At 59.0% G+C, this 24604-nt stretch carries 35 protein-coding genes; 26 read left to right on the top strand and 9 right to left on the bottom strand.

Features of this window, described 5'->3' with window-relative positions:
* Positions 1-292 (bottom strand): transposase (locus tag ACFQPB_RS16255; protein ID WP_382225457.1); only part of this gene is annotated, 292 nt, incomplete at its 3' end.
* Between the two features lie 293 nt (positions 293-585).
* On the opposite strand from ACFQPB_RS16255, the gene ACFQPB_RS16250 reads away from it, so the two are divergent.
* The 4 genes from ACFQPB_RS16250 to ACFQPB_RS16235 all read left to right on the top strand — a co-directional run bounded on the left by ACFQPB_RS16250 (position 586) and on the right by ACFQPB_RS16235 (position 4091).
* A complete protein-coding gene (locus ACFQPB_RS16250) occupies positions 586-954 on the top strand; it encodes a hypothetical protein (RefSeq protein WP_382225455.1) in 369 nt (122 codons plus the stop codon).
* Positions 955-973: 19 nt separating this feature from the next.
* The gene (locus tag ACFQPB_RS16245; protein WP_382225452.1) at positions 974-2959 is read left to right on the top strand and encodes a DEAD/DEAH box helicase; all 1986 of its coding nucleotides are present in this window, start codon (positions 974-976) and stop codon (positions 2957-2959) included.
* Between the two features lie 142 nt (positions 2960-3101).
* Entirely contained in the window at positions 3102-3638 is a 537-nt protein-coding gene (locus ACFQPB_RS16240; protein WP_382225450.1) for a hypothetical protein, read from the top strand.
* A gap of 57 nt (positions 3639-3695) precedes the next feature.
* Positions 3696-4091, top strand: coding sequence for a DUF4156 domain-containing protein (locus tag ACFQPB_RS16235; protein WP_382225447.1), 396 nt, complete (start codon positions 3696-3698; stop codon positions 4089-4091).
* Between the two features lie 21 nt (positions 4092-4112).
* On the opposite strand, the gene ACFQPB_RS16230 is transcribed toward ACFQPB_RS16235, so the two are convergent.
* Positions 4113-4367: a hypothetical protein gene (locus ACFQPB_RS16230; RefSeq protein WP_382225444.1), complete on the bottom strand. Its 255-nt coding sequence runs from the start codon at positions 4365-4367 to the stop codon at positions 4113-4115.
* 335 nt (positions 4368-4702) lie between these two features.
* Here ACFQPB_RS16230 and ACFQPB_RS16225 point away from each other — a divergent pair, with 335 nt between their 5' ends.
* The 19 genes from ACFQPB_RS16225 (at position 4703) to ACFQPB_RS16135 (ending at position 17524) form a co-directional block, all read left to right on the top strand.
* Positions 4703-5374, top strand: coding sequence for a DUF3577 domain-containing protein (locus ACFQPB_RS16225; protein WP_382225441.1), 672 nt, complete (start codon positions 4703-4705; stop codon positions 5372-5374).
* Positions 5375-5692: 318 nt separating this feature from the next.
* Positions 5693-5833, top strand: coding sequence for a hypothetical protein (locus ACFQPB_RS16220; protein WP_382225438.1), 141 nt, complete (start codon positions 5693-5695; stop codon positions 5831-5833).
* A 114-nt stretch (positions 5834-5947) separates the two neighbouring features.
* The gene (locus ACFQPB_RS16215) at positions 5948-6163 is read left to right on the top strand and encodes a hypothetical protein (protein ID WP_382225436.1); all 216 of its coding nucleotides are present in this window, start codon (positions 5948-5950) and stop codon (positions 6161-6163) included.
* 93 nt (positions 6164-6256) lie between these two features.
* The gene (locus tag ACFQPB_RS16210) at positions 6257-6568 is read left to right on the top strand and encodes a helix-turn-helix domain-containing transcriptional regulator (RefSeq protein WP_382225433.1); all 312 of its coding nucleotides are present in this window, start codon (positions 6257-6259) and stop codon (positions 6566-6568) included.
* A gap of 424 nt (positions 6569-6992) precedes the next feature.
* Positions 6993-7670: a DUF3275 family protein gene (locus ACFQPB_RS16205; RefSeq protein WP_382225430.1), complete on the top strand. Its 678-nt coding sequence runs from the start codon at positions 6993-6995 to the stop codon at positions 7668-7670.
* A 531-nt stretch (positions 7671-8201) separates the two neighbouring features.
* Positions 8202-8567 carry a hypothetical protein gene (locus ACFQPB_RS16200; protein WP_382225427.1) on the top strand — a complete coding sequence of 122 codons (366 nt, stop codon included), beginning with the start codon at positions 8202-8204 and terminating at the stop codon, positions 8565-8567.
* A gap of 77 nt (positions 8568-8644) precedes the next feature.
* Positions 8645-8917: a hypothetical protein gene (locus tag ACFQPB_RS16195; RefSeq protein ID WP_382225425.1), complete on the top strand. Its 273-nt coding sequence runs from the start codon at positions 8645-8647 to the stop codon at positions 8915-8917.
* Between the two features lie 159 nt (positions 8918-9076).
* Entirely contained in the window at positions 9077-9922 is an 846-nt protein-coding gene (locus ACFQPB_RS16190) for a hypothetical protein (RefSeq protein WP_382225422.1), read from the top strand.
* A gap of 35 nt (positions 9923-9957) precedes the next feature.
* Positions 9958-10452, top strand: coding sequence for a DUF6900 domain-containing protein (locus ACFQPB_RS16185; RefSeq protein WP_382225420.1), 495 nt, complete (start codon positions 9958-9960; stop codon positions 10450-10452).
* Positions 10453-10522: 70 nt separating this feature from the next.
* A complete protein-coding gene (locus ACFQPB_RS16180; protein ID WP_382225417.1) occupies positions 10523-11659 on the top strand; it encodes a DUF6094 domain-containing protein in 1137 nt (378 codons plus the stop codon).
* A 223-nt stretch (positions 11660-11882) separates the two neighbouring features.
* Entirely contained in the window at positions 11883-12512 is a 630-nt protein-coding gene (locus tag ACFQPB_RS16175) for a JAB domain-containing protein (RefSeq protein WP_382225415.1), read from the top strand.
* Between the two features lie 104 nt (positions 12513-12616).
* Positions 12617-13021, top strand: coding sequence for a hypothetical protein (locus tag ACFQPB_RS16170; protein WP_382225413.1), 405 nt, complete (start codon positions 12617-12619; stop codon positions 13019-13021).
* A gap of 23 nt (positions 13022-13044) precedes the next feature.
* Entirely contained in the window at positions 13045-13233 is a 189-nt protein-coding gene (locus ACFQPB_RS16165) for a hypothetical protein (protein WP_382225410.1), read from the top strand.
* 7 nt (positions 13234-13240) lie between these two features.
* Positions 13241-13456 (top strand): hypothetical protein, encoded by a 216-nt coding sequence (locus ACFQPB_RS16160; protein ID WP_382225408.1) that lies wholly within the window; start codon positions 13241-13243, stop codon positions 13454-13456.
* A gap of 80 nt (positions 13457-13536) precedes the next feature.
* Positions 13537-14181: a hypothetical protein gene (locus ACFQPB_RS16155; protein WP_382225405.1), complete on the top strand. Its 645-nt coding sequence runs from the start codon at positions 13537-13539 to the stop codon at positions 14179-14181.
* A gap of 79 nt (positions 14182-14260) precedes the next feature.
* The gene (locus ACFQPB_RS16150; protein WP_382225404.1) at positions 14261-14560 is read left to right on the top strand and encodes a hypothetical protein; all 300 of its coding nucleotides are present in this window, start codon (positions 14261-14263) and stop codon (positions 14558-14560) included.
* Positions 14557-14859 carry a hypothetical protein gene (locus ACFQPB_RS16145; RefSeq protein ID WP_382225401.1) on the top strand — a complete coding sequence of 101 codons (303 nt, stop codon included), beginning with the start codon at positions 14557-14559 and terminating at the stop codon, positions 14857-14859. The genes ACFQPB_RS16150 and ACFQPB_RS16145 overlap by 4 nt, the downstream gene beginning before the upstream one ends.
* On the top strand, positions 14856-15083 hold the full coding sequence (locus ACFQPB_RS16140; protein WP_382225399.1) for a hypothetical protein: 228 nt from the start codon (positions 14856-14858) through the stop codon (positions 15081-15083). Before ACFQPB_RS16145 ends, ACFQPB_RS16140 begins: the two co-directional genes overlap by 4 nt.
* Positions 15084-15199: 116 nt before the next feature.
* Positions 15200-17524, top strand: a complete 2325-nt coding sequence (locus ACFQPB_RS16135) for a DEAD/DEAH box helicase family protein (protein ID WP_382225397.1) — start codon at positions 15200-15202, stop codon at positions 17522-17524.
* 84 nt (positions 17525-17608) lie between these two features.
* On the opposite strand, the gene ACFQPB_RS16130 is transcribed toward ACFQPB_RS16135, so the two are convergent.
* The 3 genes from ACFQPB_RS16130 to ACFQPB_RS16120 are packed head-to-tail and all read right to left on the bottom strand — an operon-like array spanning position 17609 to position 18686.
* Positions 17609-18085 (bottom strand): hypothetical protein, encoded by a 477-nt coding sequence (locus ACFQPB_RS16130; RefSeq protein ID WP_382225394.1) that lies wholly within the window; start codon positions 18083-18085, stop codon positions 17609-17611.
* A complete protein-coding gene (locus tag ACFQPB_RS16125) occupies positions 18070-18456 on the bottom strand; it encodes a hypothetical protein (RefSeq protein ID WP_382225391.1) in 387 nt (128 codons plus the stop codon). The genes ACFQPB_RS16130 and ACFQPB_RS16125 overlap by 16 nt, the downstream gene beginning before the upstream one ends.
* Positions 18453-18686, bottom strand: coding sequence for a hypothetical protein (locus ACFQPB_RS16120; protein ID WP_382225388.1), 234 nt, complete (start codon positions 18684-18686; stop codon positions 18453-18455). The genes ACFQPB_RS16125 and ACFQPB_RS16120 overlap by 4 nt, the downstream gene beginning before the upstream one ends.
* A gap of 252 nt (positions 18687-18938) precedes the next feature.
* Here ACFQPB_RS16120 and ACFQPB_RS16115 point away from each other — a divergent pair, with 252 nt between their 5' ends.
* Positions 18939-19850: a tyrosine-type recombinase/integrase gene (locus ACFQPB_RS16115; RefSeq protein WP_382225385.1), complete on the top strand. Its 912-nt coding sequence runs from the start codon at positions 18939-18941 to the stop codon at positions 19848-19850.
* Here ACFQPB_RS16115 and ACFQPB_RS16110 read toward each other — a convergent pair.
* From ACFQPB_RS16110 to ACFQPB_RS16095, 4 genes are all read right to left on the bottom strand, one after another.
* The gene (locus ACFQPB_RS16110) at positions 19836-20126 is read right to left on the bottom strand and encodes a hypothetical protein (protein ID WP_382225383.1); all 291 of its coding nucleotides are present in this window, start codon (positions 20124-20126) and stop codon (positions 19836-19838) included. The two genes, ACFQPB_RS16115 and ACFQPB_RS16110, sit on opposite strands and share 15 nt — an antisense overlap.
* 289 nt (positions 20127-20415) lie before the next feature.
* Entirely contained in the window at positions 20416-21165 is a 750-nt protein-coding gene (gene istB, locus ACFQPB_RS16105; RefSeq protein WP_382225380.1) for an IS21-like element helper ATPase IstB, read from the bottom strand.
* A 21-nt stretch (positions 21166-21186) separates the two neighbouring features.
* Positions 21187-22692, bottom strand: coding sequence for an IS21 family transposase (gene istA, locus ACFQPB_RS16100; RefSeq protein WP_382225377.1), 1506 nt, complete (start codon positions 22690-22692; stop codon positions 21187-21189).
* Between the two features lie 182 nt (positions 22693-22874).
* Positions 22875-23141: a helix-turn-helix domain-containing protein gene (locus ACFQPB_RS16095; RefSeq protein WP_382225375.1), complete on the bottom strand. Its 267-nt coding sequence runs from the start codon at positions 23139-23141 to the stop codon at positions 22875-22877.
* Here ACFQPB_RS16095 and ACFQPB_RS16090 point away from each other — a divergent pair.
* Both ACFQPB_RS16090 and ACFQPB_RS16085 read left to right on the top strand, forming a co-directional pair.
* Positions 23125-23892 carry a helix-turn-helix domain-containing protein gene (locus ACFQPB_RS16090; RefSeq protein WP_382225373.1) on the top strand — a complete coding sequence of 256 codons (768 nt, stop codon included), beginning with the start codon at positions 23125-23127 and terminating at the stop codon, positions 23890-23892. The two genes, ACFQPB_RS16095 and ACFQPB_RS16090, sit on opposite strands and share 17 nt — an antisense overlap.
* The gene (locus ACFQPB_RS16085) at positions 23889-24425 is read left to right on the top strand and encodes a hypothetical protein (RefSeq protein ID WP_382225370.1); all 537 of its coding nucleotides are present in this window, start codon (positions 23889-23891) and stop codon (positions 24423-24425) included. Before ACFQPB_RS16090 ends, ACFQPB_RS16085 begins: the two co-directional genes overlap by 4 nt.
* The last annotated feature ends 179 nt before the right edge of the window (positions 24426-24604 follow it).

Here is a 24604-nt window from a genome sequence, read left to right as displayed (position 1 = left end):
TGTTCAGGCCCACGAACCAGCGGTACAGCAGGTTGTAGTTGACCGCCTCGACCAGCTGGCGTTCGCTGCGGATGGAGAACAGGATTTGCAGCAGCAAGGCCTTGAGCAGCATCTCCGGCGGCACCGACGGTCGGCCACGGCGGGCATACACCGCTTCGAACTCGCTGCTCATCGTCGCCAGCAACGCATCCACCACGGCGCGCAACTTGCGCAGCGGGTGTGCCGCTGGCACTCTTTCTTCAAGGCTGATGTAGCTGAACATCGCCCCCTGGAAGTCTTGGTTGCCTCTCATCTTTCTTGTCGCAGTTGTTGCGGGATGGCTTCAGATCGTAGCGGCCGACGCGGACGCTCGCAGGGGATTTTTCAACGGCCTGTTAGTGACAGAGTTTGTGCGGAAATAGAGGGAAGCGGATGACTGTCGGAAAAGTCGGCTGGACGCCAGAGAAAGAGGCCATGCTCGGGAAAGGCACGGACCTGTTTCTTGCTCAGCAGTGGGGCGTCACCAATGCGTGCGTTGCGAGTCGGCGTAAGAAACTGGGCATCGAGCCCTGTTGTGTCGATAGGTCTCGTGCGTTGAATCCATGGATGCCTGAACACATCGCATTGCTGGGCACCATGTCAGATGCCGAAGTGGCCCGATTGACGGGGCACTCCGAAAGTGCTGTAACGCAGCGGCGTCATCGCTCAGGCGTTCCCGCGTTCAAGCGCCTTGCGCCCAAGTTCGAATTTCTGAGTTGGGACAAGTCACTGACGTTGAGCGCCAGCAGTTTTTATGCGGTGCTGAGTGCCAGGCATCTGCACTGTTTTCAGCGTGCGCTGTCACATTCGGACTTGGCTCGAATGAGCCAATACGATGCTTCGCAAATAGAAAAATGGTTTGCACCAAATGTCGATCAACAGCCATTGAGTGTGCCAGTGCGGCACCACCTGTGGCTGCTTGCTTCGACATGGTGACAGGGAGAATCGTGTGGTGATGTTGGCTCCTGTGTCCCTGGCCCCGCCAGAGTTGGTGCTCAATGCCGTGGCCGATGGCCGTCGCGTGGGCTTGCAAGTTCACTACGTGGAGGGTATGGGCAAACACTTGGCCAAGGCCGGCGCATGGTGGTTCGCGCCAGGTCGCCAGTGGGTGCTGGATCAGGCCTCACCAGGTCAATTGCTGTCGTGGCTGGACCTGCAGTACCGGGGGCAGTTTGTTGATCTGCAGCCGGGCCTCACGATGCTGGACGCCGCTGTCTCGGCGCCACAAGTTGACTTCTTCACGCAGCGCTTGGACGTGCAGGTGTTCCCCTTGGCCTCGGGCGATCTGTCCCGTGGCCAGTTGGCCGTCAGCTTTGCCTACGACAAACCCTGTGTGCGTGCGATGCAGGCACTGGGTGGCCGATATCACCCGCACGCGAAGGCCTGGCAAGTGCGTGGCACCGACACAGAGGTGCTGCGGTGCCTGGCTGAGCTGGCCGGCGTGGACCCCACTTTCGTCTTTGTGCACGAGCGCGCGGTGGTGCTGGAGGATCTGGTTGCGCCACCGGCCACCCAATCTCCGATCAGCGTGCCGGCCGCTGTGCCCGAGCGAGGCGACGGGACCAGCGACGGCGAGGGCGAAGGTGCTGGCTTCATGTCGGCGGTGCTCGATGAATCCGTTTTCTATCGCATCGAGGAGTCGGTGCTGCAGGCCACGGCCGAGCGTGCTGGGCTGCGGGACTACCAGGTGCAGGGTGTTCGGCATTTGCTGTCGCAGGCTGGTGCTTGTCTCGGTGACGACATGGGCCTGGGCAAGAGCCGGCAGACCGTTGTGGCCACGCGCATGGCGGCAGGCGAGGGCAGGGTGCTGATCCTCTGTCCGGCCACATTGCGCATCAACTGGGAGCGTGAGATTCACGCGGTCTACCCGAACGCGGTGGTCGGGATGGTAGGCGAGGACCGCCTGGGCACCTTGTACGGCTGCGAATGGGTCATCGCCAACTACGAGCGCCTGGGCGGGTTGGTCAAAGAACCAGAACTGGACTTCGCTGTCATGGCAGTTGATGAGGCCCACTACCTGAAGGAGCACCATGCGGGCCGCACGCGCAACGCTTTCATCATGGCCACGCGCATCCCCCGGCGCTACGTGGTCACCGGTACACCCTTGCTGAGCCGCGAGGTTGAGCTCCACACCCTGCTGCGCATGACAGGCCACCGCCTGGGCGCGCTTTCGTTGCGTGACTTCCGCAAGTCCTACACCGGTAGCGCCGACAAACGTGCCGAGTTAGCCGCGGCACTCAAGGGCTGGATGCTGCGCAGGCGCAAGGATGTCCTGACCGATCTGGGCACCAAAACCCGCCAAGTGCGCTACATCTCGCCCGAGCAAGGCCTCGGCACCTACCAGGCGATCTACCAGGACATGAGCTTGTTGACCATGCCCAAGATCGTCAAGCTGCGTCAGGCCCTGGAAACCCTCAAAACCCCCTTCCTGATCGAGACCGTTCAGAACCTGTCCGTTGGCGACAAGATCATCATCTTCTGCGAGTACATGGCGTCGGTGGACCAGATGCGCCGGGCATTCGCAGACGCGGGCATCGGGTGTGTCACCCTGGTCGGGTCGGACTCGCAAACCAAGCGGCAGAAAGCCGTTGACGCCTTCCAGAACGATCCCGCAATCACGGTGTTCCTCGGCACCACCTCTGCGGCCGGTGTGGGCATCACGTTGACGGCCGCGAACTACGTGGCGTTTGCGTCCTTGCCTTGGACGCCTGCATTGATGCGCCAGGCAGAAGACCGGGCCTACCGCTTGGGTCAGAAGCGCAACGTCATCGTGATCGTGCCTCTGATCGAGCGCACGCTGGACGACGGGATATGGAAGTTGCTGGACGCCAAGCAGGAGACCGAGCGGGATGTTGTCGAGGCAGTGCGAAGCGCGCTGCCAGGTGAACTAGCTGGCGCTGTTGACGCGGCAAACGTGGGCAGGCTGGTTCAAGCGGCATGATGTGGCTTGATTCAGCCCAAAACGGACAAGCGTAATGAAGCCAATTTCTAAAGCACTATCGCTTTACAGCGTCTTGTGTCTTGCTGACCATGGTGGACCCGAGCGTGAGCAAGCCCTTTACGGCGGTTCCCTGAGCCAACGGATGCTGAACATCAACGGCCGGTGGGTCGCAGAGGGATCTGCAACCGCCCCTTTGTTGGTCTGGTCCAGTTTGGAAGTCGCCGAGGTGGATGCCGCAAAGGCCTCCGAAGCCAGGCGAAAGCCCGTGGTCGTTCGTCAGATTGGCGGGAGCGACATTGAGCGTTTCATCACGCCCTTTGGCCCTGCACACGCTCCAGCACTGCTCGGCTATCTGCCTGTCACTGCGACGGCAGCGCGAAAGCTGGAAGCTGATCGGAAAAAGCTGATGGGCTATTTCTCGGTGATGCTCGCTGCTGGTAGTCCTGAGTCGGAGGCAGACGCTCAACAAGCCATGACGGACATGAAGGCTGCGGCGCACAAGTTGCGCTTGGCAGGGATTGGGAATGGTTCATGGATGACGGCTGCTCAAGGGTTGACCGGGAAGTGGGCGGTAGAGATGGCGAGCAGGGTTCTTGATGGCGAGCTGGCCTGCGATCCAGGCATTGCGCCGGCAGATGTTTTGAAGGCGATGCTCACGGCCAAGAGGTTTGCGCGGTAGCAGAGTCGGCGGGCGAGTGTTGCCTATGATTGCCATCTTGCGTAGAGCCTGGCCAGCGTGCGCAAGCACATCAAAAAAGCGGCCGACAGGGAGAGAAAAATGAATGTTCGTATCGTCACTTGGGCCGTGCTGGCCTCGGCAACTGTGCTGGCTGGATGCGCAGCAACGCAGGCCACGCAGCAAGGCGCACAGGTGGAGCTGGTCACGCAGAAGCCAGCAGGTTGCCGCCTACTGGGTGAGGCGGTGGGGAGCCAAGGCAATGTGTTCAGCGGTGACTTCACCACCAACGAAAACCTGATGATCGGCGCGCGAAATGATCTGCGCAACAAGGCCGCATCCATGGGCGGCAATGTGGTCCAGGTGCAAAACACGTTGAACGCCGCACACCCCTACAGCAGTGGCGCAGTCAAAAGCACGGTGGTAGGTAACGTTTTTGCATGCCCAGCGAAGTGATTCATCGGACTGAAGCCTGACTTACGCGACGTGGTGCATCGCCACCACGTCCGTGCAGAACCCCGTTACACCGAAGGCTGTGAATGCCGCGCCTTCGCTCAGATTCGCCAGCTTCTGAACGCCTGGAGCCGCCAAGCGGCCGGCGATGGCGTCATCCACTGTGACAGGGCTACTACCCCCCAGCATCTCAAAGACCGCATGTCCGCCTGGTTGAAGCTCGACCACGAATCGTCGATTCGAATCGCTGACTCGGGACACTATGCCGAATAGCTGCATGAAATTTTCCTCCCAGGTGAGCGTACAGGGGGGAGGCGGCTTCTGGGAAGCGCCAGCCGGCGCTGTAGCGTGACCAATGATCGGCGTTGTGCTTGTTTGACAATTGACTTCTTGACAGCAAATCAGGAGAGAAATTAACCTGCTTGCGTGAACTGCTCTTTGAGCGCCACGCGGCATCTCGACTCTTGAAAGATGCACGGATCGACCCCCAAGGTTGATCCCAGAGTTCCTGTCCTTTTGTAAACCCGGATAGGGAAGATTGCACTTCCCTATCACAGCCCTTCGGGCTGGGGTTTGGTTGCGTGATCTCCCGTCCATTCTTTTTGGAGATCACCATGAATGCAACCACTCAAGCAAACAACCATTTCAACCTGCACGTCAGCGGCGTCGGCTACATCAACCGCATCCGCTGGGTACCTGTTGGTAACGGTGGCCGCCGCGCAAAGCCGTTCCTGGCTTGCAGCATCTCGGCCATGCGAGGTGATCCTGAGGAATTGGACTACACCTACTTCGACTGCAAAGTCGTCGGGGAAGAAGCCCAGGAACTCTGTGAACGCCTGATCAAGGATGTCGAAAACCGCCGCAAGGTGGTTGTGAGCTTCAAGCTCGGCGACATCTACCCGCACTTGTATGACCGCGATGTTCGTGATGCCCAGGGTCGCAAGACCGGAGCGAAGGAAAAGGCCTGCCTCATCAAGGGGCGCCTGCTCCTGATCAACAGCATCACCATCGATGGCGAACGCGTCTACGAGCGTCCTTCCGAGGACGCTTCGGGCGCACCGCAAGACACCGATACCCCGCCCGAAACATCTCAAGCAGGTGTGGAGGAAGGGCAGTACGGTGACGGTGGTCATTTTGATGAGGAAGATCAGCAGCAGCCTCGGCAACCGCAAGCGCCTCAACAGCGTGCAGCCCAGCCAGTCGCTCAAACGCCTCGTGCGCAACAAGCGACCCGCCCATCGTTCTACGGCGCCCGTCAGGGTAGTCGTCAGTCGATGCAGGCGTAAGTCGTAAGACTCAACCAAGCCCTCGGTCCGCGCAAGCGGTCGGGGGTTTGTTCCTTTGATACCCGCGTGAACCGCACTTCACGCAGGGCGTGAGGTGCGTGCAGCGCACTTCACGAGTGAACCAAAAATGAAATTTCAGTTCAAAATTGACAGGGCTGGGTTTGCAACAGTGCTTCGCACACTGGCCGCCCTCCTGATCGGAAACAGCATCGTCGTACCGATTCTTACGGATGGCAGGGCCCACTATTGGTGGGTGTTGCTCGTCTTGGGTCTCGGTCTTATGATCGCTGTGAACATCAAACTTGACGGAGGTACAAAATGACCGGCTTTTTTATCGCTGTGGGCTTGCTGGCTGCCATGGGCATCTGGCTGGGTTACATGAATATCAAGCATGGCAACCCTCTCGTTGAGTCTGACCGCAAACTGATGGAGCAAGGCAAGCAGCCCGATTTGCTGTAACGCATCTGCTCAACAAACTGCACCCTGACCTTACGGTCTGAGGTGCTCAGTCAAAACCCTTGTTCGCCCTTGTGGCGGCCAAGGGTTTTTTGTTTTCTACACAGGGAGTTCCACATGTCTATCCAAACCACTGGCCACCTGGCCATGACCTACTGCGGCAAGGCATTGCCCCTTCAGATCCTGCAAACCCGTGCGGGCCACTACATCGGCACCTTTGACGATGAGGCATGCGCGCCGTGCTCTCGGGAGTCGCTTGAGTATTTCCCTACCAAGGAAAAAGCCCAGCAGGCTCTCGAAACGGGTTCATGGACGCAGAAGGGGACGCCGTGAGTTGCAAACTGGTCGCTTATGCTCCCCGTGTGCCGACACTGTTCGCGCTGCCGGCTACTGGGAACACAGGCAACAACTTGTAAGGAGGCTTGAATGCAGATTGAACCATCGCGCCCGGATGAGGAGGTCGTCATTGAGAAACTGCGAGACGATCCAGAGTTCGTGGCAGGCTACCTGAACGCCCTTCTTGAGGATGGCGACCAGGAAGACCTCATGCTGGCCATGCGGCGCATGGCCAAGGCCTACAGCGGGGTCCCGCAGTTGGCTGAACAGGCTGAACACAATGCCGAATTGCTGTACCGGATGCTCTCCACCAAGGGCAACCCTGAACTGCGCAACTTGCGTGCGCTGCTCAAGGCCATGGGTAAGCGTTTGGTTGTACAGCCTATCGCACGTCAAGCCTGATTGGCACCACCAACCCCCAGCGCTTGCGCATGCAAGTCCGGGGGTATTTTTTCGTCTACTTGGGGTGTTGTCGCTGTTCGTGAAACGGTGTTTTCCGGTATCCTCAAGACTTTCCGAGCGTTCGCGGGCATCGCTTGATAAGCCCAGGTCAGGTTACCCCTGACTACCCGATCCACGTCAACCCCTGAAGCGTGGACGCTCCTCGGAGCTGGGGTCACTGTCGCCATCGCGCTCCTGCCGGACGCACAACCAATTGAGCGCGTCAGCACTGCCAGGTCGGAAGCCTGTCAGTACATCAAAGCCACGGGTGCGCCTGGCTGACCTCGGTTGGTCAGGCTCATTCCTTTTCTTTTCTGCAACCCAGTCGGGACACCATGCCCGGCCGTTGCCGAGATGGTCTCGACTTTCTTTTGGAGACCATCCCATGATTCGTTGTGAAGGCACATTGCGCATCAAGCGCATTCGCCAAAGCCGAAACGGTGCTTTCTGCATCGCGGACTTGACCACCGATTTCGGTGAGTTCAAAGTCAAAGATCCCTTGCTCGACCAGTTCGATGAGGGGGAATACCAGGGCACCATCTGGATCAGTGAAATTTACCTGTCCCAGTACATTGCCTACGGCAAAGCAGTGACCGAAATGCGCGCCCGTCTGCATGATCTTCAGATCACGGCCGAGGACAGAAGGCGAGTACCACCGCCTGAACCATCTGACCCCGACCCGCTTGACGAAACGCCACGACGGCCTGTCAACGCTGAGCGTCCCGAGTCGCCGGCATCCGCCAGCGGCGAGGGCGCAGCCAAAAAGAGTTGGGCCGACTTTAAGCGGCCCAAGCCAACGTCAACACCAGGTGACGCGCCGACAGCGCCCAAGCCAGCCGCTGAGTCAACATCGCCTGTACAAGCTGCGCCCGCACCGGACACGTCGGGTGCCTCAGCAGATTTGTTCAGTGACGAGATTCGAGGCCAGATTGAGCGCCGTGAGAACGTCAAACTCGACGCCACCGTGGATCGGGTGATGCTTCGCTCTCAGGCGGCAGCGCTTCGCGCGGCTGGGTATGAGTTCCGGGCACACCAGAACCAGACGTGGGTGTTTAAGACGTAAGCCATCAACCGTGTCGCAAGACACATCAGTCCACCATGGGTGGACTGTCCCATGCTCGCGCACAAATGCGCGGCATCGGACAGTCCACCGCCGCCGAGCGGCCCTCTAACGGGGTCCACCGTTCGCTGGCAAACTGCAACCTGGGTGGCGGCAACCTCATGTGCCGCAGCTTTGCGAATGGAGCCGTTTTTGGGGACGCAAACCCAAGACATGACTCCCGCGCCATTTTTTGATCGCCTTGACCCCCAACGTCGGCGATCCGCATGCGCAGGCCTCGGCCTCAGCAGCGCGGGGGTGATGTACAAGGATTTTTTTCAAGCCCGAACCCAGATGGGTTCCCCCGGTGGCCACCGGCACAGCGGCCATCGAGGGAAACCATCTGACCCAAACCAAAGATCGGTTTCAAGGCGCGTTCAACTCTGAAAACGCGCCCGGCAGTCTGACTGCTGGAGTTCACGTGCTATCCCTTTATCAACCCTTGCGGGTGTTCATCCGCAAGGGTGACATCTGCGCCTTCACAGGAGTAGACTGATGAACATGCGTGTTCAGCTCAGTATGTTCGAAGCCCTCACCGAGATCGGCGTCAAGCCGGACGCGGCGAGAAAGGTCGAACGTCAGATGGAAGCGGCCATTGAGGCTGGCCAGGATGCGGTTCGTGCAGAAATGTACGAGCAGTTGGCCACCAAGGCGGACCTCGCAGAACTGCGATTGGCCACCAAGGCGGACATGGCCGAACTCAAGACCGAGCTCAAGGCAGATATTGCCGGCGTCAAGGTGGACATCTCCGAAATGGAATCCCGCCTGCTGAGAGCCATGAACGATCAGACCTGGAAACTGGTCACGTTCGTTGTGGTCATCAACGGCGCCATGTTGGGCCTGTTCAAGCTGATCGGCTAACGCCGCTTTCATTACCCACCCTCTGGGGACAATCGTCCCCACCAGGGCCGGTTGTCCCCATTTATCTGGAGACAACCATGCAATCCCAACTGCCCCCTTTGGCCGACGAAACGCGCAAGCAATTCCACGCCATCTTCAATGACTGGATGGTCAATGCCAGCGACGCCGACTTCGGCCAGCTGGAGACCGCCAAAACCCGGTACGCGCCGTTTCAGGTTTGTTCGATGGTCACGCTCGTGCGTGGTTGTCTGGCAAATCAGGATCTGCGCTCTGCGTTGCCTGAGACCCTGGTTCAACTACTTCGTGAACGGAATTGGCTGCGGCCTTCATCCGCCGCGATAGCTGCCTGAGCAGGGGGAAGGCCTCATCAACGGGCATTTCCAACAACCTGGCTACTTCGGCTTCATAGCCCTGGTGGCCACCTTCAATCACGCGGAACGGCGATGTCTTGTCCATCGGGCAAGTGTCGCACGTCCGCGTACTTTCTTCATCCAGCAAGGAGCATTCGAATGAGTTCTGAAGAAACCTTACCGCCTGACTTCGATGTGTTCGCACACGCAACGACGGTTCATAACGTGCTGCTGGTCGATGTGCAGCCAACTTCCGAGGGGAAGGAGCAGTGGCTCGTTTTCTATGAGGGCAAGCAGCACCAATTGCCTTCGCCTAGTCCATGGAATGAGCAGTTCAGCCGCAGGGATGTGGGCAAGTTTGGCTATGTCGAACTGGCCACCAACATTGTTGAGGCAGTCCAAGAGGGCGCTCGCTACTTTCGAGCGTACGTCGATCAGAGCCTGCAAAGGGTGCCAGAGCTGGACAGTTCGCAACACACTGCCGGGTGCGAACCAGCACTGGTTCCAAGTCAACAGTGTGTTGTCGGGTGGCGTTGTGATACCCAACCCAATGGATTTCGAGCGCCAGTTGGCCTGATTCCTGGAGAGCATGGCTTTTTTGTTCCTGACACCACCGTTGAAGTCACGCTTCGGGTGCCGCCTGAGTTTGTCCGTGAGTGCCGGCGTTACCAAATGACGCCGTCTCAACTGCTTCGCAGTTTCGTGGGAGACCTGGCGGGCATCCAAAACTTTGTCCGCAACCCTCGTGCAGATGGTTACGGCAGCAACGGCAGTGACGAACGTGATTTCGCTGAGCAATGGGTGCAACGTGCTCATGGCCATCTAGCGATCGACATCGATGACTTGGAGAGCCGTGAAACTGACGAAGAAGAAAAACAGTGGCAAGCCGATGACTTCGCTGCGCTGTTGGATGACTTTGAGCATCACGGCGGCAAGCGCGAGGATCTGATCGCTACTGTCACGGCGCTTGTTGAAAAACAAGCTGCCGGTTCCAAAGAGGTGTAGAGCAATCTCACCATAAGGCTCAGCGGCTTCGGCCCATGAGCATCACCACCCAAGGGGTACTGACCCCTTGGGGGAGGTGCCCCTTGAATTTTTGTTTTTTCAGGGAGTACCTTATGTCGAACGAAGTGTCTGAATTGACTGTTGAAGTGGTCGAAGTTTTGGGAGGCTTTTGGCGTTCTCAAGGCGAACCACAACGGCTGGCGTTGAAAGCGTTGCGGGCAGAGCAGTGGCGTCAAGCTGCTGCTGACCAGTGGGTGGCACGTCAGTGCGTCGTCCTGAGTTCTCTCGGTGACAAGTCCTTGCAAGCCATTGCCGATGGCGTGATCGACCTGTCCGCGCTGATGCAGCAAATGGACTCAAGAGCTGAAGAAGTCGCCGGACTGGTGGCCAACAGCATCTTGCATCTGGAGACCTTGCGCAGCCGCAATAGCGACGCTTTGGACTTCCACACACTCAACGTTGAGCAACTGCGCACTGCGTTGGTTGCGGCATACAACGCCGGCCGTATAGACGTGGGCAGCAAGCGCTGACCCCTTTTTTAAACCACCCGACGGGGCGCCCCCGTTGGGGGCCTCCGTCTCACTCAAGGAGGCTGTGCCCATGGCACTCATGTTTTCGCGGCTCGCCCGCAACTTCGTCAAGAACGGGTATTTCCCGACCGATGACGACACCCTGGAACGCATCCAGCAAATGCTGGTGCCTCCCACCCCTGGCGCCAGCATCGCGCGGCTGCTTGATCCCTGCTGTGGAGAAGGCGCCGCGCTGGCCGACATCACGGCCGCGCTGCGGTCGAATGACACACCAGACAACCAGGCCAGCCTGGAGTCCTTGGGCGTGGAGTTCGATGCAGAGCGGGCCTGGCACGCCAAAAGCGTGCTGGACCGTGTGATCCATGCCGATGTCCACGATGTCGTCATCAAGCCGCGTTCCATCTCGCTGCTGTTCCTGAACCCGCCCTATGGCTACGGCGTCAAAGATGCCGCCAACAGTGCGGGGCCAGACGGTGGGGAGCGGGCCGAGCGCCTGGAGCGGACTTTCCTGAAAAAGACCGCGCCGTTGCTGGCGCTGGGTGGTGTGCTGGTCTACATCGTGCCGTTCTACGCGCTCGATGACGAAATCAGGCTCTACCTGGCGCGCAACTTCACGCGCTTGCGTTTCTTCATGGCGCCAGAACAGAAGTTCCAACAGTGTGTGATCGTGGGCGTCAAGACGCGCCCAGGACACCCACCCAAGGACGTGCTGCAGATGCTCTCACGGGCTCAGGCCGGGGAGTTCAAGGACCAGGTGCTGCCCCCCTATTGGGAGGAGGCACCTTACGAGCTGGTCGCTGGCCAGTCCGATGCGGCCTTTGACTTCCATGCGGTTCGCATCGACGGGCCTCAGTTGAAAGACGAGCTGGAGAAGCACCGCCACAGCTTGCTGTGGCAGGGTTTTGACGGGTTTTTCAACCAGGCCAAGGGCGAGCATCGTCGGCCGCTGCGCGACATGACCAAGTGGCACCTGGCGCTGGCTTTGGCTGCTGGCCAGGTCACCGGAAAAATCCGCTCTGCCGGCGGGCGTGTTTTCCTGATCAAGGGGGACACGTTCAAACGCAAGGAGCGCACGGTGAGCACGGAAGTCGATGGCGACGGCAACGTCAGTCAGACGGTGGTAATGTTGGACCGGTTTGTTCCGGTCATCAATGCCATCGAACTGACACCAGGTGAACGGCTGGGCGAGATCGTCAAGATCAGCTAAGCACGTTTTCCAGTGGAACCCAGATGGGTTCCCCGGTGGTCCACCACGCTTGATGTGGAGGGCCACCGGGGAAACCTTCTGAATCAAACCAAAGTAGGTTTCGAGGTGCGCTCAACTCTGAAAGCGCACCAGGTGTCTCACGGCACCGAGTTCATGTCATTTCATCAACCCAGTGGGGCCATGCCCCGTGGGGCATGGCATCACTACCTTCAAGGAGAAATCCATGAGTATTGTGGTGGCCACCGATTCCATCGACATCCGCCGCAGTTCCGACGCCGACCTGATCGGTCAGGTGCTGGGAGTTGACCTGGTGCGCAGACCTCCCAGCCTTGCCAGGCTGTTCGGGCTGCACCTGTATCCCCACGAAGCCAGTGATGGCGACTGCGATGAGCTTGGGCTTCCCCAGGATCAATGCATCCGTCTTCGGTGTGCACGTGAGTTGGTAGAGCGTGCGCTGTATGAAAACCTTCGGGAGCGCCCCGATCTGAACTCGCCAAACGCAATGAAAACCTTTCTGCGCGTCAAACTGGGTGGGCTGGCTCATGAGGCCTTCTGGGTCGTCTGGCTGGATTCTCAACACCGGCTGCTCGCGGCCGAGGAGTTGTTTCGTGGCACCTTGAACCAGACCTCGGTTTACCCCCGAGAACTGGTGCGACGTGCCCTTGACCACCACGCGGCTTCCGTCGTGTTGGCGCACAACCACCCCTCGGGTGACTGCACGCCTTCCCATGCGGATTGCCACCTGACGAACACGATCAAAGCCGCTCTGGCGCTGATTGATGTCCGCGTAATTGATCACCTGATCGTTTCAGATCAAGAGGTCAAATCCATGGCCGAATCAGGCCTCATGTGAACCATCGTCAGTGGCCCTTGGGCACTGACAGAACTTTTTTTCAACCCATGCGGGGCCTGTGTCCCGCTGGGGCCGGGCTTCGCTCTTTTTTTGGAGCATTAGCCATGAACAACGCAGTTCACACCCAGACCCAATCGGTCCAGATCCGCCTGATCAAAGATCGGGACGGTTGGAACGCCAAGTCGAGCATCACGTTGCCGGACAACCGCGAATTGCAGATTCGCACCAGCAAACGGTCCAACGGCACGCTGGCCACGACCGCCACGGTGTACACCACCAAAGACGGTTACATGACGCATGCTTTCGGTCTGGGCATTCCTGGCAAAGGCGACTTTTCTTCGACAGTCATTTCCTCCAAGCCTGCACGGGTGACGGAGAAGGTGGTCGAGGAGCAGCAACGTCGAGGCCTGGCACACCTGGAGACCATTCAGGCGCAGATCAGGGCGCACTACGCCAGTGTGAAAAGCACGGCCGAGCACCCTGAGCCCACAGCGGTCCACCAAGGTTGAGCCACATGTGCAAGCCAATAGCCATGATTGAGGCAACCATCGCCGGTGAAGTCGCTGCGACAGCACTGGCGGTCAAGCTGGTCAAGGACAGTGTGTGGTTCGAGGTCATGCCCGAGTGCGATGACCGATGGACCATCACGGTTAAGGAAGAAGCGGCGAGTCTACTTCCCATCAGTGCACCGCGTCGCCGCATCCAGCGGCCGTGGTTCTGAGGGGCACATGCGAGCCACTTTCTCACGACCTTGCCCGAGCGGCAAACTAGACAAGATCGCCCATCCTTGGGTACTTGTCACTGGCGCAGGAACTGACATCCAAACGGTTGTTGATGACTTCGCCACGTACCAACACGCACTGACCGAGGCCCGCAAGGTCGATGGTCCTGGTGTCGATGTCATGAAGCGTTTGCCCTCGGGCGAACTCACCACAGAGTTCTAACGGACCTGTGGATTCAACCCACCAGCGGGACGCGCGCACCCGCTGGGTGTGTGTGTCTCGCTCCCTTTCCAGGAAACGAGATGTACCGAATTGAAGAATTTCCCGAGGTCTGGGTCGATGCCTGCTTGCGCAGCAGCGAAGGGCGATTGATGTTCCTCTCGGCCTACGGCCGGGATGGTTCATTGATGCAACTCATGGCGGCCCTCGATCTGGGGGGTGCTGAACGTGGTGGAGCCGACAGGTTCCACCTGGTCAACAGCCAGGGCGCACGGCACCCGGTCGATGTGAACGGCACCAGCCGGTTGAACAAGCACACCGGCAGGTTGCCCAAGCAGAACCTGTTCGGCCCACTCAGCCACATGTGGCTGTTCGACAAGACGCTGCAGCAGGAGGACAAGGCGAATCGCATCGCCTGGGTACTCCAGCATGCCGAAGTGCCTGCCGTGGAGCCTTCATTGGCCACTGGCAACAGCCTGCCGGCCTTGAACCACGGGGTCATGTCCGACCGCGTTTGGCAAACCCTGGTGCGCTTGTCGCCCGTGGCGCTGCTGGAGCACTGGCGTGAGCCGGTGATGCAGTGGTGCCTGGACAAGGGCGCCATTGATGCTTTGAACGATCCTGTGTACCCGGCCCTTGGGCCTGTCTCGGCCATCCGGGTCAGTCTTTCGGACCACTACCTGACCTTCATCAGCGACAGCGTGCGCAGCGGTTTGCTGCGGGCCTGATCGACCTTCTTTTTTCAACCCTGCGGGTGTCCTTGCCCGCTGGGCATGGCTCCCGCTTCTTACCTGTAAGGAGCAATCCATGTCCCAATTTGAAGATGACCGCGAGGACGACATCAAACGCATGTCGAACGTCGAGTTCGTGGCCGAGATGATGAACTTCAGCCGGTACGGTGTACTGGCTCAGATTTTCATCATTGATGCCATTCGCAAGCACGCCGACCGCGTGGCCGCGATGAAGCCGAACCAGATCAACCACCCGCTGATCAGCGAGCAGTCCTGGATCGGGGTGGCCAAGGACATCCAGTCCCAGATGGTTCGCAAATACGGTGAAGATGCGGCGCCCTCGGGCGACGCACAGGTGGATGGAGAAGCCCGATGATCCAGATCGAGGGCTTCAACATTTGCCTCATCGAGTCTGGTGAGATGTACGGTGAGGGCGGCTGCCAGTTGCACATCCTCGATGAGCCCTTGGTCGAGTTCTACGACGCCAAGATCGACTCACCCAGGTATGGGCGGCGCGGCCAGTTCATCACCCGGTACCACAGCACGACGTTGCTGGGCATCGACTTTCGGCATGGCCTGGCGCTTGATGGCGCTGTCCCTGCTTGGAACATCAGCCCGAAGGGGATGCGCGACCTCAAGCGCTACCTCAAGGGCTTCATGCTGGAGTTGGGATGAGCACGCTCATCAGACCACCGATCACCAAGCGGTACCTGTACGACGGACTCCCAGTGTCCGTGCAATGCGAAGTTGGCCATGGCCAGGATGAACCTGACGCCACCACCTTGAGTTGTCCGCAATGCGGGCTTCCCTTTGTGGTTGCACAGGCTGTCTTGTTCATGGCCACGTTCAACGCGCGCCAGTTGACCGTCGACGGCGCAGCGCTACAACGGGTCTCCTGACCCTTTTCACGACCTGCAGCGGCTTGACGGCCGCCGCTTGATTTTTTCTTTTTCAACCCTGTGGGTGTCTCTCCCGCAGGGGAGGGCGCCTGCTTTTTTTTCCTATGGAGAAACACATGACGACCCTTGAAATGAATCCTGTCGAAAACACCGCCGTCGCCGGCGTGCCTGACACCTCTGGCGCCGGCGCCAACGATGGCCGCAACATGAGCCTGGCTGCTTTCATTGACGAGTTCGGTGAAGGCTTGCTGGCCCAGGTTCGGTCTCAGAACCCTCCGGTCTATGACCCGGTGCTCGATGAAGTCAGTGAGATCCACCGGCAACGCCAGGCGGTGCTCGATGGCCTCAAACGCAAACCCTTCAAGGCGCAAGCCGATGCCGTTCATGCGGTGGTGAAGTTGCTGGCCGATGAAAATCAGCCTGCGGCCGTCATCAACGCGGAAATGGGCACCGGCAAAACCATGATGGCGATCTGTGCTGCGGCCGTGATGCAACGGACCCACCCTCGCACCCTGGTGATTTCACCGCCCCACCTGGTCTACAAGTGGCGGCGCGAGATCCTGGAGACGGTGCCTGGTGCCAAGGTCTGGGTGCTCAATGGCCCTGACACCTTGCGCAAGTTGCTCAAGTTGCGTCAGGCGCTCAGTTACAAGACCAACCAGCCCGAGTTCTTTGTGCTCGGGCGCGTGCGGATGCGGATGGGCTTCCACTGGCGTCCCTCGGTGATCAGTCGCAGAACGTCGTTTGACGGCCAGCCCTTCGTGGCCGGCGCCTGTCCTGACTGCATGCAAATGCTGACCCAGGATGACAAAGAAGGGCACCCGATGCCGATGTCTTTCGAGCTGGCCAAGGCCAGCCTGAGCGACAAGCGGATGAAGTGCCCCCACTGTGGAAGTGCGCTGTGGACCCTGATCCGGGCCGGAAGGCCCATAGAGTCGCAATACGACCTCGTTCTGGGTGCGTTGAAGCAGATGCCCACCATCGGCGAAAAAACCGCCCAGAAGCTGCTCAAGGCCTTCGGCGAGGAGGCTTTGGGCGCGATGCTCGGAGACAACGTCTACGAGTTCTTGAACCTGATGGACGAGAACGGCGACCTGGTGTTTTCTGACAAGCAGGCGCGGCGCATGGAGCGATCCCTGGCCACGTTCGAGTTCAGCATAGGGGAGGGCGGTTACCAGCCCACCGAGTTCATCAAGCGCTACCTGCCACGCGGCTACTTTGGGTTGCTGGTGGTGGACGAGGGGCACGAGTACAAGAACGAAGGTTCGGCCCAAGGCCAGGCCATGGGCGTGTTGGCCAGCCAGTGCCAAAAAGCACTGCTGTTGACCGGCACCCTCATGGGCGGCTATGCCGACGATCTGTTTCACCTGCTGTGGCGGCTCAACCCCGCAGCCATGTTGGAAGATGGCTTCAAACCGGCGAAGAACGGTTCCATGGCCAATGCCACCATGTCTTTCATGCGTGAGCATGGGGTGCTCAAGGACATCTACAAGGAGTCCAGCGAGTCCTCCCATCGCACGGCGAAGGGCAAACAGGTGAGTGTGCGAACCAGCAAGGCACCAGGCTTCGGCCCGGTGGGCATCATGCGCTACGTGCTGCCGATGACGGTGTTCCTGAAGCTTCGGGACATTGGCCAGAAGGTGCTGCCTCCTTACGAGGAGCAGTTCCTGGAGGTGGCCATGACCGAGACCCAGGCGCAGGCCTACAAGGCGATGTCACTCAAGCTCGTGCAGATGCTCAAGCAGGCACTGGTGACAGGTGACAACAGCTTGTTGGGGGTGGTCATGAACGTGCTGCTGGCCTGGCCAGATTGCTGCTTCCGCGAGGAGGTGGTTCGGCATCCGCGCACCAAAGCGCTGCTTCATCACCAGGGCGCGGTGTTCGCTGAAGGCGACACGTCACCCAAGGAAGCCGAGTTGCTTCGCATCTGCCTGGCCGAGAAAGCTCTCGGCCGCAAGGTGCTGGCCTACTCGGTCTACTCGGGCACCCGTGACACCACGTCGCGTCTGAAAACGCAACTGGAAATCCGGGGTCTCAAGGTGGCAGTGCTGCGTGCCAGCGTGGACGCGGCCAAACGTGAGGACTGGGTGGCCGAGCAGGTGGAGAAGGGCATTGATGTCCTGATCTGCAACCCCGAGCTGGTGAAAACCGGCCTGGATCTGCTGGACTTCCCCACCATCGTGTTCATGCAGTCGGGCTACAACGTCTACACCGTGCAGCAGGCCGCCAGGCGCTCATGGCGCATCGGCCAAAAGCAGGATGTGCGCGTGATCTTCCTGGGCTACGTTGGCAGTGCACAAATGGACTGTCTCAAGCTCATGGCCAAGAAGATCGCCGTGTCTCAGTCCACGTCCGGCGACATGCCTGACAGCGGGCTGGACGTGCTCAACGACAGCGGCGACAGCCTGGAGGTGGCGTTGGCCAAGAAGTTGCTAAACTGATTTCGCCTCAACATTGATCCCGGTCCTGAAAAGGACTGGGATTTTTTTTTGGCGCCCAGCATGGGCGCACATCTGCCTTCGCAGTTACTGGCTGTTCGATCCGCCAGACGGTTTGAACACATGGCCACAATCCAGGCAGGCCCACAGCATGCTGTAGAGGCGCAGATTCGCCATGTACTCCCCATACCGTTGGTCGTGAGCCGCCTTGTCCAAGGCTCCTGGTGGTGGCCAGGCCTGCCACAGCAGATAGCCACCCAATATGCCAGGTATGAGGGCGCCGGCTGCAAAAGACGGCCCGCGTTTATCAAGCATTAGCAAAAAAAAGGCGACAGCTATTAGGCAAAGAAGCAGGCCAGGCACGCCGAGCAGAAACAGCCGCCTTTTGAAGTAGCGAGGATGGAGTGGTGGCGCTGGGGGTGAAACGCGAGAAGCCAACCCCGAAATGTTGAACGAGGTCGAATCGGTGCCGTAGGAAACCGACGTGCCTTGCGCGTACAGCATTTCGCAGCGCTTGACGTGTGATGAGGAGCAGTTCGGGCAGTCCATCAGCTCAGATCCCAAACAACAATTGTCAGCAGCTTCTCAGGCGGGCACGCCTCGATGCGTTCAACCTGCCACTCGATCAGCTTGTGTTGCTTCCACAGTGGCACGTATTCGTCGTCAGCGAGACTGAGCCTGGCCAGCGAAGCCGGTGTTGCGTAACGGGCTGAAATCAGCGGCAGCACATCAGCGGCCAGGGCGGTGTAACGGTTCGGATAGCCCGAGCCGGACAGTTTGGTGGCCTTGCCAGCTTGAACCAAGTCCTCGATCCAGCGGATGCCATCGGCTCGGATTTCCCATTGAGCCAGCGCGGCCGCACGGCGGTTGATCTGGTCTGCCTGGTCAATTTCATCAGGGGTTTGTGTGGAGACAATGAACCACCAGCCGATCATGCGCGCCCCTCGTTGTCCTTTTTGCCGGGAACGGGCAGGCCAAGCAGGGCACGTAGCGCATCGGGATCGCCATTGACAGCCCGCATGTCACGCACGAAGTCTTGTGATACCCCAATGAAACGATCAAGCAGTTCGCGCTGGACCGGATGGAGATGATTGCGCTTGAGGTCCAGGACCGACAAGCAGTTGTTCAAATCCTCGACGGCGATGTCGCACGTGGCCATGGCCATGGTGTTTGGGCTGCGGGGTGAGGGAAAGAATTCCCATCTCTTGACCCAGCTCTCGGTGCTCATTGTTTTTGACCTCCCTTTCGTTTGACACCATTATCTGCCTTCACGCGGGCCACCAGCCGCCGCTGTCCGGGGCGGATCGATGTGGACCGCGACAGTGAATGGGAACTCCCGCGCCGTGACGTTTCCTTTGCAATTCGACCATTGGCCTGATGCCACGACTCCCCCCTACCATCTCGGACAAAGCGATGGATGGAGGAAGAAGAAAATGTCAGGGAACTGTTTGGTTTTTATCTGCTGCATGAACGAGGTTTGGCCGACGCCAGCGTCTCAGGTGCCACACACGATATCGACAGGCTGGCCAACTGGCTCCGTCCAAAACGCGAATGCCTCCTGAAGGTTACCCAGCAAATGCTGTGGGAGTATTTGGAGATGCTGACCGCCGCGTATGCCCCGGCATCCGTCGGCAGAAAACTCTGGAGCCTCAAAACCTTTTATGCGTGGGCCAGTCGAGAGGGTTATTGTGCCAATCCCTTCCAGGGCACAAGCCCTGCAAATCGGCGGCCGCAGAATCCGCCCCAATTCATTCCAACGGTCAAAGACATCGAGAGCCTGCTCGCGCAGCCGAACACCAGGACCGTAATAGGCGTGCGCGACAGAACCATCATGGAGCTTCTGTACGCCACCGGCTTGCGTGCGCGGGAATTGCTGAATGTCGAGCTGCACCACTTCTGCCTGAAAACCCGGTGCCTGCAGGTCAGTGGCAAGGGCAACAAGGAACGAATCACGGTTTTTGGACGTGAGGCCCAACACTGGGTGGATCGCTATCTGGAAGTGAGCCGCCCGGTTTTGACCGAAGGGCGCTGGGGCAGGGTGGGCAGCAAGCTGTTCCTGGCACCAACGCAAAGCGGCGAACTGACCTACCACGCCTTGCTGGCATTGGTGCGGAAACACGCCGCCAGCGCCGGCCTGGCGCTGATGACCCCGCATTCACTGCGACACGCGTTCGCCACGCACCTGTACCAGAATGGCGCCAATTTGAGAGTGATCCAGATGCTGCTCGGTCACAGTCAACTGACCACCACCACGGTCTACACCCAGTGCACCACACAGCACCTGCGCGATCTGCTCAACAAACACCATCCCCGGTCAAAGTCCAGGTGAACTTCGTGGATGAACGACAGGACCATCAATGGAGTACACGACGCCCCGGAAACTGAAACGCTCGGCTCGCTTGGCGGCAGCGTCCTTTCCTGCAGCAGCACGTTCAACATGCTTCTGATGTGCGTTTGTCCAGGCTGTGAACTGGCGGCGCAGATACCGCGAGGCAATCGCCTTGCCATGGTTCATGGCTTGTTCAAGTTCTTGCTCGGAGACTTCCTCCGCCAGTCCGACATACAGCCGCCTGGGATCAACGCCGTCGTCGGGATGGTCGATCACGACGTACAGCCGCTTAACTGCGTATTCCGACTAAACCCGCCATCTATTCCGATCCAAACCCACCAGCAATTCCAGTTCAAACCGACCGCAGACTCCGATTCGGGATCACCTCATCGGATTGACCTATTGGTTGAAGCCGGTGCAGAGTTGTCCACGGCGTTGGTCGGTCGGCGCTTGCGACGAACCGACCGACCAACGCGGTGGGCAACTCGTGTTCACAGCGCAGGATGTACTGGTCAGTTTCCCAGCACGCTCTCTATTCGGACGCTGTGACTTACGTCACCTCAGTTTATGAGTTTGCCGAGCGCCGCCGCTTCGGCCGTAGTGATTCGCCAACGAGATCGATTCGATAGGAATCGCTGACCACCCGGTCCATGATGGCGTCGGCAACGGTCGGATTTCCATCCGCAAGATAGTCGTGCCAGCGCCTGACAGGCAACTGGCTGGTCACAACAGTCGCTTTGGTACCTGAGCGACTCTCAACGACCTCTAGGAGGTCTGCTCGTCGCTCGGCCGTAAGCGTGTTGATACCCAGGTCGTCAAGGATCAGCAGATCGTGCTTGCCGATCGCCGCAATCCGCTTTCTAAAGGTGCCATCGGAATGCGCAATGGCCAGCTCCTCCAAAAGCAATGGCACACGCTCGAATTTGACCGTCATCCCATGCCTGCAGGCTTGGTTCCCCAGTGCACAAGCAATCCATGTCTTGCCCAAGCCAGTTGCGCCAGTCACGATTACATTGACGCCATGTCTGATCCAGTTGCACAGTGCCAGTGACGCCATCACCGATCGATCAAGGCCTCGCTTGGCCTCGTAGTCAATGTCTTCCATGCAGGCCGGCTCACGTAGCTTTGCGTTGGTCAGCAGCCTCCGAAGGCGCTTTTCATCGCGATAAGTCACTTCGTGATCGACCATCAGGCCGACTCTTTCCTCGAAGCTCAAGTGCCCGGCGACAGCGGATTCGATCTGCTGCGAGAAGGCATGGACCATGCCAAAGAGTTTGAGCTCGTTAAGCTTTCGGATCGTGTCGTTTGTCATCATGGTCTGGTTCTCCATGCAAGGTCAGTGGTAGTGCTTAGGGCCACGCAGGTTTTCGTGAGGGAAATTGGCTTCGGTGATATCCAAACCGTGCATATCCAGTCGGTTAACCAGGATCGCGCGCAGGCTGGATACAGATGTTGCTCCGCTGTGGATCGCTTTGGTGCACGCAGCCTCGACACGATCTACTCCGAATTCAGCGCTCAACTTGCGCATACCAATGCCGAGCCGGTAACCCGCTGTCTTGCCACCATTGGCCGCCAGCCGTTGTTCCACAAACGCTGTGGTTTGCGGACCAATACCATTGGCCCACTGCAGTTCGCGTTCAGGCGTCCAAAGACCATACGCGTGTTCGGCTGGCGTCAGGTGAGCCGGATCGATGACCGGATCGTCACCTGGCGTTTTAACGTGGCTCGCTACCCGACGACCATCGAAAACCAGTTCGACAAGTGTCGCCGTCACCCGAATGTCGACAACCTGTGAGACAAGTCGTGCAGGAGCAGAGAACAGCCGTCCTGCCACGTTCACCATCTTGCTCATGTCCACCCGAGCGCGGCGGAACTCGACGTATTCATAGGAGGTTACGGGCAGGCTGCGTAGCAGTGGTGCATCCAGATTTTCAAAGGCACTACGCCGATTGCCTGCTAGCTTCTGAAAGGGACGGCTGTTCAGCTCATCGAGCAGTTCGCGAATCGCGCAGTTGAGCTCGCCTAAGCTGGTGAAGACGCGTCGGCGCAACCGGAACAATATCCAGCGCTCAACGATCAACACATGTCCCTCTACCTTGGCCTTGTCCTTCGGATGACGAGATCGGGCCGGTTGGATCGTCGTACCATAGTGGGCGGCGAAGTTCTGATAGCTGTCGTTGACAAGCGGCTCCGTCAAACTCGCTCTGGTTACTGCCGATTTCAAGTTGTCGCAGACGATAAATTTGGGCACGCCTCCGAAGAACTCCAGCATCCGCACGTTTGCGGCAATCCAGTCTGGCAGCGTTTGCGACCAATGGGCCTCGGCGTAGGTGTAGTTCGACGCCCCAAGTACGCTGACGAATATCTGCGCGCGATGGACGCAACCTGAGACGGGATCATGGATTGGGACGGTCGGCCCAGCATAGTCGACGAATACCTTTTCCCCGGCCAGGTGAGTCTGCCTCATATAGCTTTTGAGGCTTCGGCACCACTTGCGATAGAGGGCGGAAAATTGACTGCGTTGCATCCCGTTGGGGTGAGCAACAAGGTACTCGGCGTGCAGTTGCTGGAGCGTTGCCCCAGGTAGCTGCATGTCGCGGTGCACGTCGGTCCAGTTTGGCTCTGGACGGCGTGCTCGCGTCCCAGGTTCAACTGGATACAGTCTTTTCTCAAGTTGGGCGTCATCCAGACTGTCAGGCAGTGGCCACGTTAGCCCCGCACTTGAGGCGCGCACGAGGTAGTCCGCCACGGCGTCGCGTGAGATACCCAGGCTGGCGGCAACAGCACGGCGGCTCAGCAGCGAGCCGTGAGACAGCCGCAGAACCTCCCGGATCTTGCGCATGTGAATTCTCCGATTGACCATCGTCCCTCGACGGTTTCCAAGTCGTTCTTGACAGTCCAAACGACAGGTCGGAGAATCCAGTTTGAAGTCCCCACTTCACTGGATCCAATCCCGTAGGCGGCCCACAGCTTTCGCTGTGGGCCGCTTGCGTTTGGGCTCTACTAGGCGTCTACGGTTGAGTATCAGTCTGTCGGCATGGCTGCTTCTCCTGTTATCTCGCCTTGCCGGCGGGGTGATCGTCCGCGAGGCCGAAACGTGTATCGCTGTGGCCAGAGTTCGCTCGGTCGCATCCCGAGCAGCTTGGCGACATGACACGCCACCTCAAAGGACGAAATCCGACCGTGGATCACGTTGCCGACCACGCTGGCGGATACACCCAAATCTCGCGCGATGGCCGACTGGCTGAGACCTAGGCGCTTCAGGCGGTAGGCGATGTCGATCCCGTCCATTGCGACAGCCGCGTCATTTGCGAGTAAATTAAGCACAATCAGTAAAGAATTGTTCTCTATGGAAACGGAATATACGCCTAAGCGATCATCGATGCAATCTGCTAACGACCCGTTGGCGGCGGTTCCTGGTCGCTTGGCCCAGGTTCTTGCCTTCGCCGGGATAAGTCAGGCGGAACTTGCTCGGCGAATCGGAGCGTCCGCTGGTTTTGTCAGCGATGTCCTTCGCGGCGTAAAGCGACCCGGGGTGGAAATGCTCATGGGCTTGCGCGAAGCCTTTGGTGTATCCGTGGACTGGCTGCTTTCAGGCGAGGGCACAATGACCGGCGGGACTGGCATCCGCAATGACCTCTTTTTTACAATCCGCCTGCAAATTGCTGTGGCCCGGTCTGCAGTAGTGGACCAAAATCCAACCGCAAGAGCGCTGCTGCTTCTGATCAGAGAGGGCCAGTTGGCCGCTGCAAGCGAGGAGCCTGTATTCAAGGAATTTTTGGATCAAGTAGTGCCTGAGGACGGTGATCTCGATCTGACCGTAGAGCTATATAACGGTCACCAGTGGGCCACCGATCCGGTCTCCCAGCGGCGCAATCTGCTGGCAGCCGCTGTCGCGCACTTCGACGCCCGCAAGCCTGTGGACCGTCTAGCGGCACTGACTGGTACTGATGACAATGCACCACTCGTACAGGTCAACACCGGAAAAGGCCAGCGTGTTGCTGGGCGCGATTTTCACGAGCACGTTAGACGCAAGCGATGACTTCCGGCGAACACGAACCGGCCATTACTCAGTTCAACCTGGGGGAGCGCAGTCGCATCGCTGGGCGCGACTATTACGAGGGACGCATTCCCGACTCCATCAAGGTGTACTTGGCCACCACGGCATCAGACCGGCTTGATGAAGAGGCAATCGACAACGAGCGCCTCTTCTACTATCGCTTCGGTGTCGACGTGCAGCGAGCTGTCCGTGAACAGGTGATCGCGCTTAAACGCCAGCATGGGTTGACGGATACCGAGTGCCGATGGCTGCACCGTTCGGGACAGTTTCCTATTACCCGTGAAGGTGCGAAGTTGGAGCCTGATCGTCTGGTCCCGGCTGCGGGGTGGTTCTATGCGGTCATCCAGGCACTCTTTTTTGGCAGTAGCTTACTGATGATCAACTTTTCCGGCATGCCCTCTTGGAAGCAGTTGCTGGGCTCGGTTGCCGTCACTGGACTCTGGTTCGGATCCATGTGGGCTACGAACAGGCTCTTTTTGGCACCTTGGCGCAGGGTAAAGAGCCTTCGACTCTAGTGCTTAAGGCGGAGTCTCCCAGTACACAGACTCCGGCGAGTGGGGCATTGACGAGCTGCTGGATACAACGCCCCCAAACGCATCAGTTTAGTTTTGAACAATCTCCATGCTGGGCGGGAGCCTTGCCCCCGTGAGCCTGGTGGCATGGGTGGATTTTCGCAGAGCCAGTTTTCTCGGGT

The organism is Hydrogenophaga atypica (assembly GCF_042665215.1).
Taxonomy (GTDB): Bacteria; Pseudomonadota; Gammaproteobacteria; order Burkholderiales; family Burkholderiaceae_C; genus Hydrogenophaga; species Hydrogenophaga defluvii_A.
The sequence above is the reverse complement of the archived record's forward strand: the minus strand, read 5'-3'. Positions and strand labels throughout refer to the sequence as shown.